This is a genomic window from Limnohabitans sp., from assembly GCF_036804465.1.
GTDB lineage: Bacteria > Pseudomonadota > Gammaproteobacteria > Burkholderiales > Burkholderiaceae_C > Limnohabitans.
The window spans coordinates 17,076-31,147 of record NZ_DAIRSK010000018.1; the positions used below are offsets into that span (position 1 = coordinate 17,076).

The following is a 14,072-nucleotide window of genomic DNA, read 5'->3' on the forward strand; positions in this document are numbered from 1 at the left end:
CCTTTAGCCGTTTTTTTCGGCATCCAAGAGATAGAGCGCTGCCAGGTACTCACGTTCGAAGGCATCGGCCACAGGCCAAAGCTCCATGAGCGCAGCGATGCCGTCCGGCGTGACGGCTGCGGCTTTGCCTTTGTCGTCGCCCACGCCCTCCCAAGCCAAGATGGCAGCCTTGGCCAACTCGGTAATCAAGGTTGCAGTGCGCTCTCCGGCTGCCGCGTGGTCCTTGCCATCGATGAGGGCTGCAGCATGGCGCGCCGCCATGACCAGTGCAGTGGTTGCAGGTTTGACCTTGATGCGCACGCCTTGGACCAGGTCGAGCCAATACGGCTCACGTTTCAGATTGAGTTTGAGCATGATTGCCTCTTAAATTCAGTACGCAACCACGTCATTGACGAGTTGCACGGTCAGCATGTGCCCAGCCGCAGTGTTCTTGGCAGCCTGCCAGTCGAAGGTGGCCTGGATGCCGCCGGGGCCAGAGATTGAGAGCTTGGGCTTGGGTAGGTAGACCTCATGCGCGATGAAGGTCAGGCTCTTGGTGGCGTCAATGACATAGCTGAAGGTCAACTCGAGCGGGGTGTTGTTAGTCGCAGCATCGATCAATTCCGTGTCTGCGAAGCGAACCTCCAAGTTGCCCGTCAAGCTGGCCACTGTGGGGTCCGCCCCTTCAATCTTTCCGTCGGAGCGAATGGTTTCAATGCGTGCCAGATTGTTTGAATAGGTCAACTGCGCTGCGACCACGTTACCCAAGGCTTGGCCATTCTTTTTGATCGAACCCTGGAACTGGTTGAAGCGAGTGATCGGCAAGGTCGTGGGTGTGGCGTCTGCGCTGGCAGTACGCTTGACTTCGCCTTGAGCAATCAAACCCAAAGTGGCGTCCGCTGCACCAGAGCGGGCAAATTTCACTTGCAGCGAGTTGGCCATCACACCAGAGGCCAGGAAGTACGCCGGAATGTCCGGCAGTCCCGTCTCCAGTGAGAGGCTCGGCAGCCCTGAGTTGCCAGATACAAAAGTGTGAGTGTGCGCGGTATCTCCAAGGCTCACAGGACTTCCCAGCAGGGCTTTGAGCCACATGCCGATATTGCGAAGATCGATGGGAATAACGATGTCACCCTCGACCTTGATCACGTCACGGATGGGCGCACTCGGGTCTCGCCCCAGGCCAATCAGATCGTTGGCAATCAAGCCCTGTTCTGAGCCCAAGGTGGTGGAGACAAAAGGAATTTTTCCAAAGTCTCCAGTCGGTGTAGTTCCATAGGTGGGTTCAAACGCAGCCAATAGGCTGGCGTTCGCGCCATAAGCACGAGCCATGGTGAATCTCCAAGTGGTTAAGGTTTGTGTTGCGATCAGGCCAAGGGATGGCTGCTCGCGTAATGCATCACCACATCCAGCGTGCAGGCCTTGATGCCCACAGACCCATCTGGGGTGACGTCTTCAAATTTGGGCGGCATCACTTCGGCATGGTCGATCTGTCCAGCCAAAGTCGGATCCGCCAAGATCAAGGTGCCAAGCGCCTGAAGCAGCTCGTCCATGCGTGCGTCTCTGGCAGATGCTTCGGGATGCGCGACATAGATTTCGATGCTTGCAGCGTGCTCCCAAAGGTAGGTCACAGGCGACAAGGTGACATCGACCTGCGTCATGTCACCATCGCGCAGGAACACCATCGCGTGTTCACTGAGCCGCTCAGGCAAGGATGAATTTCTGCGTATGGCATTGGGCTGCAAGGGAAGTCCGTCCAACAGCGTGAACAAGGCCCCCAGTGCCGCTTCTCGTTGGCTTGCTTTCGTCGTCATTTCATTTGTCCGAGCGTTCTTCTGGCCACGACTGCGTGACCAACACCATCAGCCGGTCTTGCCACCGTTGAGCGGCACTGGCGATGTCGAATTTCTTCTTGAGTTGGGCTTGCGGCACCAGCAAAAAAATGGGGACTGTGGTGAGCCCCCGTCCTGATTTCTGAGCGGAGGCAGATGCCGCCGCAAAGCCGCCGCGTTTGCCTGTTTTGGCTCGAAAGTTGTCCGCCACCAGCAGTGACGGTTTTCCAGAGCGATAGACAAAGCGCAGTCGTTGACCACGCATGCGCTCCCAAAGGCCTGGCGTCATTCGTTTGCCGCGAGGCCCATTGCCTGCCGCAGGGAGCGGGATGGCGAGCCAGAACCCGTTCTTAGAACGTATCAACGCGCCTTGGTCATGCGCCGCGACGACAACAGGAGCGCGGCTGTAAACAAGCCCTGCCGATCCGAGACTGGGGCGTCCCTTCGGGTACACCTCCCCCCGCCATGTATTGGCCAGGCGCGAGCCCAGGCCAGACCCTTCGATTTGCGAGCGCAACTCACTCTTGAGCCCTTGTGTCGCCTCTCTAACGCCGGTGGTCACCGCCATCCGCGCCGAGGTCAATTCCTGCTCCATCATCTTGGAGAGGTCGCCCTGAAGAGCAGCCAGAAGTCGAACGCTCATGCTCAGCTCGCCGTCGGGGAATAGTCAGGCAAGGGATAGGCACTCACAGTCCAGATCAAGCGATCACGATCGACAAGCGCATCGCCTTGAATGACATAGATGACACCCCGCCACGTCAGACGATCGCCCTCTTGAGGTCGGGTGATATCTGCCGCTTGCAAGTCAAACCGATTCGAGGTCACCGCAAGGTGCGACTGGCCAAACTCTTGTACCGAATCCGGTGCCTTACTGATGACCTTGAGCTCGATGGTCTCCCCGGTCACAGTGCTGTACTGCGCCGGGGATCCCAAACTTGCGAACAGCCGTTTGACACCCAGTGCAAACGGATCGCGGGACATCAGCTGGCCAAAAGTTTGACCAAGAGCCCCGGGCGATGGCACATCGGCAACGGATTGCTCTGCGTATGCAGATCCGTGCCGCGACCAAATTCTCGAGGTTCTTGCTTGGCGTACAGGGGCTGCCCCAGCGTATTGACCGTCTCATTGAAGTCAGCCGGTGCAAAGTACGTGGCAAAAGTGTCCAAGGTGCCCTCGGGGAAGGCATGACCTTCTCCAGAAGCGATGAACTTGCGCACATTGCCATCTACATCAGAGGCCTGCCCAAGATACTCCTCGAAGGTGACGCCCGCAAAGGTAAAGCCTGTGCGTTGGTCTGCACGCAGCGCCAGGCTCTCCTGGTACCACTGATACGCCTTGACCACATTGGGGTGGGCCGTCAGCAGATCGAAGAACTCCGGCGAGACCAGTACGCGAACGCCAGTCATGTACTCGCCCTTGAGGTTGAGTTCAAGGTAGCGCTTGAGGTCCAGGCACTTTTTCTTGATATCGGTTTTTTCGTTGTTGAGCGCGAAGTTGAATTCCTTGGGCTCAATACCGAACTCATCGAAGAGGTTGTAGAGGACCGAGCCGTCAGCATCCAGAATCACGCCCTTGAGTGCGCCCATGCGCAAATGCTCTAGCGTGATGGCGTGCTTGTTGCGCATCGACTGCAGATGCTCGGTCATCACGTTTGCGATGGTTTCGGTGTCGGTCTCAGAGCCAAAGGCGCGCAGGCCTTGAACCTCTTCTGGCAGCACCACATCGTCGTGCGGAATATGCGGGATGATGAACGAGCGCAGAGTTCGGCGACCGCGCTTTCCCACCGTTCCAGGCGCACCTACGGGCAGCGTGGGCAGCAGGTTCAGAACGCCGTTTCGCTCTTCCACCGCAATCTGACGAAAGCGCACAGGGCGAGCAGGCATCAAGTTGAGCTGATCGAGTTTGCCGAATTGGTTGGGCAGGATATTGATGGCAGCAGTAAGCGCCGTCATCGAAAACGCAGGGGACTGGAAAGGGTTGTTCATTGCTTAGACTCCTTGACGAACGAGGATGCCGATCGCTTCGAGTTGAGCGATAGCTGCGGTTTTTTCTTCCGTGGTGATGGCAGCGGGCCAGATCAGCGCGTGATCGGCCACGATGGCTTGACGCGAAACAATCAGGCCGTTGTTTTTTTCTGCGGCACTGGCATCGATGCTTTGCAGCACCACGCCAGCGGCGACTTCTGAACCATCGGTCGCAGAAGGGTCGAGGGCTTTGACTTTTTGCGTCGCACTCACTCGGCCAATCACGGTCCCGAGCTTCAAGTTCTGCCCGGACACCACCGTGACCTGGTCGCGGGAGTAGAGGTTTTCTTCCTCGTACTTGAGCACGTCGCCCAAGGTGAGGTCGTTGGTAATTGCAGTCATCAGGTTCTCCTATTAACGGTGGTTGAGTTGCGCTGCGTCACGCTGGCTTTGAGCGCGCTGCTTCGCTGCTCGAACGACAGGGCTGTCTTCGGGCTTGGTTTGGGCTTGTGTTCCTGCCTCGGGCAAGATGCGACTGGAGATTTCGGGGGATCCAGAGGCCTTGGCCGCCAGAAGCTCCTTGCGCGCCTGGTCAACCGAAACACCGCGCTCAATCAGGCCCGCTGTCATCTCGGACTTCCCAGCCAGAAGACACATCTCAGCAATGGCCAGCACCTGAGCACTGGCTGCCCTGATGTCATGGCCTTGGATGGCGGCACTTGCTTGCACCTGCGCACCGGTTTCGCCCCCTGCGTCTTGCGAGGTATCGTTGCCTTGGGCAGGCTCAGATCCAGCACTCAGCTGATTGGCTAGTTGAGATTGACGTTGATCTTCTTGGGTTGTCTGCCCATCGGCAGCTTGGGTTGCATCGTTTTGCATGCAAACACTCCTTTTCATGGACGATCCGGGCGTAGAGATCCCCATCTCGCGGCCCGAACCTTGAATTCGCGCGATGGATGTCGATTGCGTGTGGAGCTCTTCACTCAGAGCGAGCAGTGCGTCGTCAAGCGTCCCGACCACATCGGCTAGACCGGCATCAATCGCGTCTTGCGCGAAATACAGCCCTGCTTCGGTGTCTTGAACGTCTTGTTCAGAAAGGTTTCGGTTGGCTGCGACCGTCGACACGAACAGGCCATACAGCCGGTCCACTTCGGCCTGTAGGGCCTGCGCCGCATCGGTGGACAGCGGCGCATGGGGAGACATATCGTTCTTGCGGTCCCCGGCGTACACCGCTGTGTAGCGAAGCCCGCTCATGGCGTCCCGCTGCGACTGATCCACGTGCAACGCGATAACTCCAACAGAACCCACACCGCCGGTCCGGGTGACGTAGACCCGGCTGGCCGCACTGGCTATGGCATATGCAGCCGAGAACGCATCGTCGTTGGCAACTGCCCAGATGGGCTTGATTTGCCGAGCCGCCATGATCTGATCCGCCAGATCAAAAGCCCCACCGGCTTCACCGCCGGGTGAATCGATGTCCAGCAAAATCGCGTTGATAGCAGGGTCACGCACGGCCTGCGCAAGCTGCGCACTGATGGCCGTGTAGCTGGTCAGGCCCGAGGCCGCATCGACTGCTGCCGCTCGACGTACCAATGTTCCGGACACACTGATGACAGCGATGTTTGATGTCAGTGCTGTGGAATTAACAGGCGGGGCTTGCGCAGCCAAGTGCTTGATGAGTGCTTGCGAATCGTCTGACATGGCCAATCCCAAACGGGGGCCAAGCACCGAGAGAATCACATCCAACTTTCTGGGGTGAATCAGCAGGGGCGTGCCAAAGATTCGCGATGCCAAATGTGGCATCGACGAGATGTGGTTCATAAGTCCTCTGGTTTCAGGTTTGCTGATCCACCAAGGGCGCGCTTGGTGAGTCAGGAGGGAGAGAGGGTGCTGCCGAGTTGGTCGCACCATTGCGAGCTACTTGCCTGGGGTCCGTATCCAATACGAGCCCCAACGCATCGGCTCTCGCGTTGTCCGCTGCGATCTCTTTGTCGATCGTTTCGGCGTCGTAGCCAAATGAAGAGATCGCTTCGGAGCGGCTCATCAATCCGGATCGAATGGCCAACTGCAGGGCTTTGAATTCCTTTTCAGGATCCACCCACTGCCAGCCTTGGGGAATCCACTTCGCCGCTTGCCATGCTCGGGCGGCTTGACGGCTTTTGGCATATCCCGGCGCAGCCAGGGCACCACTGAGCACTGCCGCATCCATCCATGCACGCCAAATCGGGCGACACATCTGATGCACGATCACGCCATGCTGGATGGCTTCACATCGGCGACGGAATTCCAGGAGCCCTGCACGAATCGACGAGTAGTTCACGCCCGACAGATCGCCGGTCAACTGCTCATAGGTGATGCCCATGGCTACAGCGACTGCACGGAACTGCACCCGCAGGAACTCCGCGTAGGAACCACCAACATCCGCTGGATCAGAAAACTTCACGTCCTCACCCGGCTCCAGGACTTGCAATGTTCCCGGCTCCAAACCCGCCATCGCTACGCCCAGCTCATCCGCTTCGCCCTCTCCCAGCAGTTGGTCTTCTGGCGACTGGCGCGTGATGAAGCCAGCGAACATGGCCGCAGTCTTTTTGCGAACCAGCTCAGCGTCATCGTATTGATCGAGTTCGTTGAGCTTGACCAATGCCCGCGACAGCCAGGGCTCGCCACGAATCTGACCTGGCCGCAGTGGTCGAAACAGGTGAACGATCTCCTCAGCAGGAACAGGTACCAGGTCGTTGCCATTGACCGTCAAACTCGGGTCACCCGGATGCTCGCGGTAAAGGTGATAGGCCACCCGACGTCCAAGGGCATCAAACTCGATGCCGCTACGAATTGGGTTACCCGATGCACTGAGAGTGTTCAGGCTTAAAGGCAGGTGCTCGGGCTCCAGAATTTGCAACTGGATCGGCACGCTCAGGCCATCCTCTTGTCGCCGATTGCGGATACGAATCAGGCATTCGCCGCCCTCGACCATGGCACGGCAGGCTAGTGACTGCAGGCCGTAAAAATCGGTGAGGTTGTTGCTGTCTGCCTCCTCCACCCACTGCCACCACAACGCGTGAATTCGCTCCCGAAACTTGGGGTCATCCACCAAGGATTGCGGCTTGATTCCAGTGCCAATTGCGTTCGAGACAAAGCTGTCGACCGCGTTAGCCGCCCAAGCGTTTCGGCGCACCAGGTCCCGAGACTTGACCCGCAGTTGATTGCCCGTGGCCAGCATCGCCGAGACCGCCCCCGGGTCACCAGGATTCCAGACACGAGATCTGCGGCCTGAGCCTGCGACCTCGTGAACGGAATTCCAGCCCACATAGGCTGTGAGTTTTTTCCAAAAGGCCATCTCAGAACCCCTTGGATGTAGTGATCCTGATCTGACGAGTCTTGGTTTTTCCGCTGTCTGAGGCGAGCGCCGCCTCCACTTCGGCCAAGGCCAGCTTGAGATCGGAGACCGTGCGGTACTCGATGGTCTTGCCGTCGTAGGTCACCCGATGCTCACCACTGGCAATGGCCTCTCGCAGTGCTTGGGCATGTTCAAGGGTATAGGTCGTCATCAGTTCATCCACCGGCTGCGAATCAAGCGCCTGCCGCGTTGTGGTCCTTTAGAAACAACGAAGCCACCGCTGAGGGTGGCTTCTTGCTTGGTTGATTGGGCGTCTTCAGGTGGTCCTGCCACGCCTAACGGTTTTTCCAATTCGCGCCAGTGACGCTCCTCATACCGGTCAAGACCAGCCAGGCTGGCAGCCGCCCGCGCATAGACGTAGCAATCAAGCGCTTCGTTGCGCTCCCGAATCTTTTGCCACTCGCGCACCGGATAGCCATTGCGATCCCGACGCGTGACCAACTGCTCAGAGCACAACTGCTGCACGAATTCGGCATCGACCTTGGGTAAATGGATGTATCCAGCTGGATAGAGAATTTCGCCGTCCTCGGTCACTTCCATGGTCTTGCGCAGGTGGTTATAGAACTCCAGCTTGGCAATGCCACCCACCACCGAATAGACCCGAACACCCCGGCGCAGCTTCTTGCCGCCCACGGTCAGGTCCACAGCGGTCGGCAATCCAACCAGCGCAGCACCACGAGCCACGCCTTTCATTGGCAGCAGCCGGGAGTCACGTAACTTGCGCACGAAGGCATAGGCCTCTTGTGTGGCATATCCTGTGTCCAGGCCGATGCGACTCAGGCGCAACTGCACCCCCGACGCATGTGTCCAGGACTCATCGATCATTTCACGCAGTCGTTGCCAGACCGTATCGCGGGAGGTGTCGCCAGCGAGCACACGATGCTCCACCAGCCAGGCCTCTTTGCCCCGACCGAATGCCCAGACCGAGACCTCAATGCGGTCCTTCTGAACGTCCACCCCAGCGCAAAGCAAAGCCGCCCCAATTGGCACAGTGCCGATTCGATAGTCTTCACGGCGCTCGAGCAAGCGCTCCCACTCGGGGGTTTCACCTTGCTCGACCCAGGTCTCGCCCAGCTCTGTGTTTTTAAATGCTTTCAAGGCAGTTGCAGATCCTTGTGCTGCTTCCCATGCTGCAGCGATGTCGGCCCAACTGCGCCAACCAACTGGGCTGTACAGACTGGAGAGGTGAAACCCCACCGTCTTTCCCACGTAATCAGGAATCGACGACTGCCATCGACCCCGCTCCAGCATTTCAGTCTTTTGGTATTCGTAGATGGGCTGCTCACACGACTCACACCTGTAGTGCGCTGTCTCGGGCAGACCTTTTTCCCAGATCAGTTGTTCGAAGATCAGGACTTGCTCGTGCTCGCAATGCGGGCAAGGGACCATGAACTGTCGCTGGTCCGTTTGCTCGTACTCGCGTTCGATGCGTGACGATCCAGAAATTGTTGGCGTCGAGACAATGAATATTTTTCTGCGTGCAAAGGTTCGGGTTCGAGCCTCAGCCAGTGCAATCGCATCGCCTTCTCCCTCAACGTCTCCTGGGTAGCCATCGACCTCATCCAAAAACAAATAGCGCACCGGCATGGAGCGCAGGCCAACGGCGCTGTTTGCGCCCGTCATCACCAGCACGCCACCACGGAACTCTTTGCCCAGGATGGTGTTGCCTGAATCACGTGCCCGTGCAGGTGCAATCAAACCCGACAGTGTCGGACTTTCTTCAATAAGGGGATCAATCCGCTGCTTGGAGTTGCGCTTGGCCATCTCGACCGTCGGCGCAACAGCCATCATGGGGCCAGGGGCCAGATGGATCACATAACCAATCCAGTTGTTGCCGCACTCAGTGCCACCGACCTGTGCACCCTTCATGAACACCACACGCTCGATGGGAGACGTCGGGGAGAGGAAGTCCATGATCTCCTTGAGATACGGCGTGCGATTGGTTCGCCACTTGCCCGGCTCCGAGGCCGACTTCCCCGAGAGCACTCGGTACTGGTCGGCCCATTCAGACACAGTCAGCAGTGGGTCGGGGGTGAGCCCCTCGCGCCACGCCTCAGCAATGGCATCAAATCCGTCATAGTGTTCCAACACATCCCTGCATTCCGTAAAACCTCAAGCCCACAGTAGGGCTCAGTCCAACCGAACAGCCAAATCGCCTAGTTCGATCAAGTGATTGCGCACGGCTTTTTCCAACAGCACATGCAAGGTATGCCCATCGGCATTGAGGTCAGCCGCCATCTGGGCAGCCACACGCGCTGGCCAGTTCAACCAAGCATCGCGCTCGGCCCGCGCCATCTTGAAAACGTGTGCGACGGCTTGGTCACGGTTGACAAGCTCCCCTTTTAGGCGGGCCAGTCGCACCCGGTTGGTCTGCGCCTTGAGCACCTCATTGGCGGTCTTCGCCTGCAGCAACGTGGTGCCACCGCCTTTGGGTTCAAACGAGCCCGCAGATTCACCCAGCGTTTCCCGTATTCCCGCAATCGCCTCATTGGAGACGGGCTTGTGTTTACCGCGTTGCTGCGCGGCATCTGTGTTTTTGCTCCATTGAGCGTCGGCCAGCGCCGCATTGATCGTGCCGTCTGCGTTGGGGGTGATCCGCCCGGCCTCAATGGCCTTGCGCACCGCCGTATCGGACACCCCTCGGTGGCGCGCATAGGCCCGAATTGAGAGTCGATCGGTCATACCCAAGTGAAAGAGTCTGGCTAAGAAATTGACTTGATGTTGTTCGGAAATGAAGCGTTCATACGGTCATCAATCAACGTTTTTTGGAGCGCCGCATGAACCACAAGAAAACCACCAACGCCATCAACGCGCCTTCTTGCCTTTTGGAGCAGATCGCACGCGAGCACCTTTTTGTCCAGACGCTGCAGACGCAGCATTCGGACCGGCTGGACTTTCACGACGTGTCGGTTTGGGGAATTGAGGCTGCTCTGCAAGCGGCTTATCAAGCTGGCCTGAAGGCGCAGACGAAGAAGCCACAGGGGAAGAAAAAAGATTCAGAAATCGCTTGATAAGCGAGCGGAATGAAGCGTTCATCACATCACCATTTTTAAAGGAAAACCATGAAACTCTCCGAGACCCAAACCAATCTGCTCATCGCAGCGGCCCAGCATCCAGAGCACTTGCTGACCGACTTCCCGGCCAATCTAAAAGGGGGTGCGCGGCTTAAGGTTTTGACATCCCTGGCCAACGCCAATCTCATTGCCGCCCACAGCCATGCCGAGGACGGCACCACGCAATTTGCAATCACCGACGCAGGGCGCAGCGCCCTCGGCATTGCGATCGAAGCCAAGGCAACACCATCCAAACGAGAGGGCACCAAGCAGGCAACGCTGATCGAATTACTTCAACGTCCGGAGGGGGCGACGCTTGAGCAGATGGTCAAGGCCACCGGATGGCAACAGCACACGGTCAGGGGCTGCATGGCCGGAGCCCTGAAAAAGAAGCTCGGTTTGAGCATCGTTTCCGAGAAAGCCGATGGACAACAACGCACCTACCGCATCGCCTGAGGCTCACATGAAGAACATCACCCTTACCGTCGAATGCAAACCCCTGACCGTGAAATTTGACGGTCAAGAGATTGAGGTCCAAGAGCTAAGCATCCGCCTGCCATTCGGGCGCAAACCCAGCGACATCACCGACATCGCAGGCTGCGGCGACTACATCGTCTACGTCACAGAGACCCGAGAGATGGAACCCGAAGAGTTCGACGGGTTCGCCATGAACCTCTACAAGTCCCGCGACTGGCTCAAGGGTAAGGGCGGCTACCTAGGAGAAGGACGCTTGTGCGTCCAAGTGCACGCGCCCGGTCGCACCTACCTGTTCATCGATCCATCTGGCGGGGATTACCCGCGCTACGTTGCTCGATTGGGATGATCTATGCAAACGTCACAAGCACAAGACCTGGTCAAAATCCCTGCCTCCGAAAACGAGTCGTGGGGCTTTTGGGGAACGATGGGCGGCTACGCCAGCATTGCCTGGCCCATTGCCATGACCCATATTGCCAAGACCACCAGCCAGCCGCTTGAGTCGGTCCGTGCATTCCTGGACAGCAGTCATGGTCGTCACTTTGCAGATACGGTTCAAGACGCTCTTTTGAGCAGCCCTGACATGCACCAGGCCGTCGCACAGGCCAGCCAAAAATGGATGAGCTGGACGATAGGTCGTACGATCCAGCGCAACTACGGAATCCCCAAGGGGCTGCCATACCTGACCGGGTTTGTGATTCAAAGCGCAGTGGATCAAGACTGCGGCTGATCCAGCGCCTCGAGCTCACGAGCCTGCGGATCTTGTTCCGGCTCTGAGTCACCGGCCTCTCGAACGGCTTTCTTGCCGGTGTATTCCTCCCAGCGTTTGACGATCACGTCTACGAACTTGGGATCGAGTTCAATCAAACGAGCTTGACGCCCTGTCTTTTCGCATGCGATCAGGGTGGTGCCAGAACCGCCAAACAAGTCCAACACCACATCCCGGCTTTTCGAAGAGTTGCGAATCGCCCTTTCAACCAGTTCTACCGGTTTCATAGTCGGGTGCAGATCGTTGACGCGAGGCTTGTTATAAAACCAGACGTCTGCCTGATCGCGATCGCCACACCAAAAGTGATCGGTTCCCTGTTTCCATCCGTACAAGATCGGTTCGTACTGGCGCTGGTAGTCAGCCCGACCCAACGTGAAAGTGTTCTTTGCCCAAATCACGAAAGTCGACCACTTGCCACCGGCATCCAACCAGGCCTTTTGCAAGGTATGCAGCTCAGATGAACTCATGCAAACGTAGCAAGCGCCCTTAGTAACAACCAGGAGGTTCACGCACGCGTCGTACAGGAACTGGTAAAACCCGTCGCCCAGCGCATCGTTGAGGATGCGGCGGTCTTTGCCGCGCATCTTGTCCTTGGCGTTGTTGCCATAGTCCACGTTGTAGGGTGGATCGGTAAACGCCATGTCGGCCAGCTGGCCATCCATCAAACGCTCGACATCATTCAGGACGGTCGAGTCACCACAAAGCAAGCGATGGTTGCCAAGGATCCACAGGTCGCCCGGCTTTGAGACAGGTTCCACTGGGGTTTCCGGGACTGCGTCTTCGTCGGTCAGACCATCGCTTTGTTCATCGCCATTGAGAAGCTTGTCGATTTCCTCATCACTGAATCCCATCAGATCCAAGTCGTACTCGGCAGCCTGCAACTCAGCCAACTCCAGCTTCAGGAGTTCTTCGTCCCAGCCTGCGTTCTCGGCAATTCTGTTGTCGGCCAGGATGTAGGCTTTCTTCTGGGTGGGCGTCAGGTGTGCCAGTTCGATGACGGGCACTTCTGTGAGCCCCAACTTGCGGGCAGCCATCAATCGGCCATGCCCAGCAATCACTCCGCGCGCACCATCCGACAGGATGGGGTTGGTGAAACCAAACTCGGCAATGGATGCTGCGATCTGAGCCACCTGGCCATCGCTGTGTGTGCGGGCGTTGCGCGCATAAGGGATGAGCGCATCCACCGCGATCATTCTGATCTCGGGAGTCATAAATTCCTTGGGGGGATTGGGGGAGGTGCAAACCCGGTGCGAACTGCAAACCCGGTTTTTCAATCTGTCGCTATCGAAATCTCGGGCCTTTGCCCCCCGCATAGGGATTTGGCGAGGAAGGACCCAGAAATTTGTGTGGAGGGAGTGGCCTGCACTCCTTTCCACACCATAGCTGAAAATGTACGCTCAATTGGGCTGAAATGCTGCACAGGGTAAATTCGCGCATTGCCTCATATGCACCCACATTACCCCCCAACTTGTTCAAATCACGCCAATTTACGCGCATGAGTTGATTGCATCGTTGAGCTTGTCGGTGACCAGTTGCATGGCCTTCTTCCAACGTCTGGCTGCAGTGTTTCGATCGCAGGCAAAGCGACGACCGATCTGATGCCACTCGTATCGCTTGGCCCGCATCCAGACCAGGTGTCGTTGCTCCTCCTCCAACCACTGAACCCAACGCATCGTCTCGAGCATGCGTTCGACCGCCTCAGGGCCGGGTGGCATGGGGCGATAGACACGCTCAGGGTCCGGGTAGCGATTGGGCACTTGCATGGCAAGGCTCATCCAAGGGCTTGCATATCCCTGGACACGCACGGGAGGAAGTCGGTAGGACGTGTAAGCGGCATCACTAAAACGTGCTGCCACATCATCAACAGTCCAGATGGTGATCGTCTTAGTCATGCTTGCCTCCTGCTCCATAGAGACGCTCGCCAATGCGCTTGATGAACTCACGCTCGAGGAAGTCAAGTCGCTCGTCTTGATCGGAGATGACCAGGATGTGTTGCTCACGCCAGCCTGAACGCTTGACGGCATCCAGGTCAGTCACGACAGGCTGCACCTTTCCAAGAGCGCAGCGATAGGGTTGTGCTGGGACTTTCATCTCAAACCTCCTGTGGCATCTGGCGATCGTGGGTCAGGTAGACCAGTGCAATCGCATCCGCTTCGTTGTCGTCTGCAGGATTGTGGCCACGTGCTTGTGCGCTCGCGATCATGTCCTCCTTGCCAGCGTTTCCCTTGCCGGTTGCGTGCTTCTTGATCGTTCCGACTGGCACGCCTTCGTAGGGAATTTGATGATGCTCACACCAGGCAGTCAGTTGACCCATAAAGCCACCGTAGGCATGTGCGGCATCTACCCCCGCATGTCTACGCACTTCCTCAAACACAACCAGGTCAATGCCTGAGGTGCATTGCTTGACGTCTGTGAGCCAGCGTTTGAATTTCAGGAACCGCATACCGCCTCCCTCAAAGCGTTGAGGCTTGAAGGATTGGCTGCCGCTTGTGATCTGACCGTCTGCATGCATCAATGCCCAGCCAGTCGTTGTGCCCAGGTCCAGGGCAAGAATCGTCATGTTCATTTCGTCTCCAGTTTTTTGCTGGGTGACGGGTTTGACACGTT

The 14,072-nt window shown here is 57.6% G+C and carries 20 protein-coding genes; 4 read left to right on the top strand and 16 right to left on the bottom strand.

Annotated features, from left to right (window positions below):
• Positions 1 to 3 precede the first annotated feature (3 nt).
• From V7Q41_RS10530 to V7Q41_RS10585, 12 genes are read right to left on the bottom strand one after another with little or no spacing between them, the layout of a single operon-like run.
• On the bottom strand, positions 4 to 354 hold the full coding sequence (locus V7Q41_RS10530) for a hypothetical protein (protein ID WP_108401938.1): 351 nt from the start codon (positions 352 to 354) through the stop codon (positions 4 to 6).
• 15 nt (positions 355 to 369) lie between these two features.
• Positions 370 to 1,308: a phage tail tube protein gene (locus V7Q41_RS10535; RefSeq protein WP_291929123.1), complete on the bottom strand. Its 939-nt coding sequence runs from the start codon at positions 1,306 to 1,308 to the stop codon at positions 370 to 372.
• A gap of 35 nt (positions 1,309 to 1,343) precedes the next feature.
• Positions 1,344 to 1,790, bottom strand: coding sequence for a hypothetical protein (locus tag V7Q41_RS10540; protein ID WP_333845809.1), 447 nt, complete (start codon positions 1,788 to 1,790; stop codon positions 1,344 to 1,346).
• Between the two features lies 1 nt (position 1,791).
• A complete protein-coding gene (locus tag V7Q41_RS10545; protein WP_333845810.1) occupies positions 1,792 to 2,451 on the bottom strand; it encodes a DUF6441 family protein in 660 nt (219 codons plus the stop codon).
• A 2-nt stretch (positions 2,452 to 2,453) separates the two neighbouring features.
• Positions 2,454 to 2,789 (bottom strand): head-tail joining protein, encoded by a 336-nt coding sequence (locus tag V7Q41_RS10550; RefSeq protein WP_333845811.1) that lies wholly within the window; start codon positions 2,787 to 2,789, stop codon positions 2,454 to 2,456.
• A complete protein-coding gene (locus V7Q41_RS10555; RefSeq protein ID WP_333845812.1) occupies positions 2,789 to 3,793 on the bottom strand; it encodes a major capsid protein in 1,005 nt (334 codons plus the stop codon). The genes V7Q41_RS10550 and V7Q41_RS10555 overlap by 1 nt, the downstream gene beginning before the upstream one ends.
• A gap of 3 nt (positions 3,794 to 3,796) precedes the next feature.
• A complete protein-coding gene (locus V7Q41_RS10560; RefSeq protein WP_291929111.1) occupies positions 3,797 to 4,174 on the bottom strand; it encodes a head decoration protein in 378 nt (125 codons plus the stop codon).
• 12 nt (positions 4,175 to 4,186) lie between these two features.
• Positions 4,187 to 5,593, bottom strand: coding sequence for a S49 family peptidase (locus tag V7Q41_RS10565; protein ID WP_442918850.1), 1,407 nt, complete (start codon positions 5,591 to 5,593; stop codon positions 4,187 to 4,189).
• Between the two features lie 13 nt (positions 5,594 to 5,606).
• Positions 5,607 to 7,109, bottom strand: a complete 1,503-nt coding sequence (locus V7Q41_RS10570) for a phage portal protein (protein ID WP_333845813.1) — start codon at positions 7,107 to 7,109, stop codon at positions 5,607 to 5,609.
• A 1-nt stretch (position 7,110) separates the two neighbouring features.
• Positions 7,111 to 7,320: a phage head-tail joining protein gene (locus tag V7Q41_RS10575; RefSeq protein WP_333845814.1), complete on the bottom strand. Its 210-nt coding sequence runs from the start codon at positions 7,318 to 7,320 to the stop codon at positions 7,111 to 7,113.
• Entirely contained in the window at positions 7,320 to 9,257 is a 1,938-nt protein-coding gene (locus V7Q41_RS10580) for a phage terminase large subunit family protein (protein ID WP_333845815.1), read from the bottom strand. The genes V7Q41_RS10575 and V7Q41_RS10580 overlap by 1 nt, the downstream gene beginning before the upstream one ends.
• 42 nt (positions 9,258 to 9,299) lie before the next feature.
• Complete coding sequence (locus V7Q41_RS10585; protein ID WP_291929098.1) at positions 9,300 to 9,851, bottom strand: elements of external origin; 552 nt, start codon at positions 9,849 to 9,851, stop codon at positions 9,300 to 9,302.
• 95 nt (positions 9,852 to 9,946) lie between these two features.
• Here V7Q41_RS10585 and V7Q41_RS10590 point away from each other — a divergent pair, with 95 nt between their 5' ends.
• Genes V7Q41_RS10590 through V7Q41_RS10605 form a run of 4 tightly spaced genes read left to right on the top strand, consistent with a single transcriptional unit; the run spans position 9,947 to position 11,426 of the window.
• Positions 9,947 to 10,180 (top strand): DUF6900 domain-containing protein, encoded by a 234-nt coding sequence (locus V7Q41_RS10590; protein WP_291929096.1) that lies wholly within the window; start codon positions 9,947 to 9,949, stop codon positions 10,178 to 10,180.
• 51 nt (positions 10,181 to 10,231) lie between these two features.
• The gene (locus V7Q41_RS10595) at positions 10,232 to 10,678 is read left to right on the top strand and encodes a DUF3489 domain-containing protein (protein WP_333845816.1); all 447 of its coding nucleotides are present in this window, start codon (positions 10,232 to 10,234) and stop codon (positions 10,676 to 10,678) included.
• A gap of 49 nt (positions 10,679 to 10,727) precedes the next feature.
• On the top strand, positions 10,728 to 11,045 hold the full coding sequence (locus tag V7Q41_RS10600; protein WP_333845818.1) for a hypothetical protein: 318 nt from the start codon (positions 10,728 to 10,730) through the stop codon (positions 11,043 to 11,045).
• Positions 11,046 to 11,048: 3 nt separating this feature from the next.
• Positions 11,049 to 11,426, top strand: a complete 378-nt coding sequence (locus tag V7Q41_RS10605) for a hypothetical protein (protein WP_291929088.1) — start codon at positions 11,049 to 11,051, stop codon at positions 11,424 to 11,426.
• Here V7Q41_RS10605 and V7Q41_RS10610 read toward each other — a convergent pair.
• The 4 genes from V7Q41_RS10610 to V7Q41_RS10625 all read right to left on the bottom strand — a co-directional run bounded on the left by V7Q41_RS10610 (position 11,411) and on the right by V7Q41_RS10625 (position 14,031).
• The gene (locus V7Q41_RS10610) at positions 11,411 to 12,676 is read right to left on the bottom strand and encodes a site-specific DNA-methyltransferase (protein ID WP_333845819.1); all 1,266 of its coding nucleotides are present in this window, start codon (positions 12,674 to 12,676) and stop codon (positions 11,411 to 11,413) included. The two genes, V7Q41_RS10605 and V7Q41_RS10610, sit on opposite strands and share 16 nt — an antisense overlap.
• 276 nt (positions 12,677 to 12,952) lie before the next feature.
• Complete coding sequence (locus V7Q41_RS10615; protein ID WP_291929082.1) at positions 12,953 to 13,357, bottom strand: DUF6362 family protein; 405 nt, start codon at positions 13,355 to 13,357, stop codon at positions 12,953 to 12,955.
• A complete protein-coding gene (locus V7Q41_RS10620) occupies positions 13,350 to 13,556 on the bottom strand; it encodes a hypothetical protein (protein WP_333845820.1) in 207 nt (68 codons plus the stop codon). Before V7Q41_RS10620 ends, V7Q41_RS10615 begins: the two co-directional genes overlap by 8 nt.
• A 1-nt stretch (position 13,557) precedes the next feature.
• Complete coding sequence (locus tag V7Q41_RS10625) at positions 13,558 to 14,031, bottom strand: crossover junction endodeoxyribonuclease RuvC (protein ID WP_333845849.1); 474 nt, start codon at positions 14,029 to 14,031, stop codon at positions 13,558 to 13,560.
• Positions 14,032 to 14,072: the final 41 nt, after the last annotated feature.

Excerpts from the sequence above, each read along its gene's own strand:
- V7Q41_RS10615 (WP_291929082.1), bottom strand. The coding sequence starts at position 13,357 with ATGACTAAGACGATCACCATCTGGACTGTTGATGATGTGGCAGCACGT.
- V7Q41_RS10585 (WP_291929098.1), bottom strand. The coding sequence starts at position 9,851 with ATGACCGATCGACTCTCAATTCGGGCCTATGCGCGCCACCGAGGGGTG.
- V7Q41_RS10555 (WP_333845812.1), bottom strand. The coding sequence starts at position 3,793 with ATGAACAACCCTTTCCAGTCCCCTGCGTTTTCGATGACGGCGCTTACT.
- V7Q41_RS10625 (WP_333845849.1), bottom strand. The coding sequence starts at position 14,031 with ATGAACATGACGATTCTTGCCCTGGACCTGGGCACAACGACTGGCTGG.
- V7Q41_RS10550 (WP_333845811.1), bottom strand. The coding sequence starts at position 2,789 with ATGTCCCGCGATCCGTTTGCACTGGGTGTCAAACGGCTGTTCGCAAGT.
- V7Q41_RS10540 (WP_333845809.1), bottom strand. The coding sequence starts at position 1,790 with ATGACGACGAAAGCAAGCCAACGAGAAGCGGCACTGGGGGCCTTGTTC.
- V7Q41_RS10605 (WP_291929088.1), top strand. The coding sequence starts at position 11,049 with ATGCAAACGTCACAAGCACAAGACCTGGTCAAAATCCCTGCCTCCGAA.
- V7Q41_RS10590 (WP_291929096.1), top strand. The coding sequence starts at position 9,947 with ATGAACCACAAGAAAACCACCAACGCCATCAACGCGCCTTCTTGCCTT.
- V7Q41_RS10575 (WP_333845814.1), bottom strand. The coding sequence starts at position 7,320 with ATGACGACCTATACCCTTGAACATGCCCAAGCACTGCGAGAGGCCATT.
- V7Q41_RS10570 (WP_333845813.1), bottom strand. The coding sequence starts at position 7,109 with ATGGCCTTTTGGAAAAAACTCACAGCCTATGTGGGCTGGAATTCCGTT.
- V7Q41_RS10610 (WP_333845819.1), bottom strand. The coding sequence starts at position 12,676 with ATGACTCCCGAGATCAGAATGATCGCGGTGGATGCGCTCATCCCTTAT.
- V7Q41_RS10545 (WP_333845810.1), bottom strand. The coding sequence starts at position 2,451 with ATGAGCGTTCGACTTCTGGCTGCTCTTCAGGGCGACCTCTCCAAGATG.
- V7Q41_RS10620 (WP_333845820.1), bottom strand. The coding sequence starts at position 13,556 with ATGAAAGTCCCAGCACAACCCTATCGCTGCGCTCTTGGAAAGGTGCAG.
- V7Q41_RS10530 (WP_108401938.1), bottom strand. The coding sequence starts at position 354 with ATGCTCAAACTCAATCTGAAACGTGAGCCGTATTGGCTCGACCTGGTC.
- V7Q41_RS10560 (WP_291929111.1), bottom strand. The coding sequence starts at position 4,174 with ATGACTGCAATTACCAACGACCTCACCTTGGGCGACGTGCTCAAGTAC.
- V7Q41_RS10565 (WP_442918850.1), bottom strand. The coding sequence starts at position 5,593 with ATGAACCACATCTCGTCGATGCCACATTTGGCATCGCGAATCTTTGGC.
- V7Q41_RS10595 (WP_333845816.1), top strand. The coding sequence starts at position 10,232 with ATGAAACTCTCCGAGACCCAAACCAATCTGCTCATCGCAGCGGCCCAG.
- V7Q41_RS10535 (WP_291929123.1), bottom strand. The coding sequence starts at position 1,308 with ATGGCTCGTGCTTATGGCGCGAACGCCAGCCTATTGGCTGCGTTTGAA.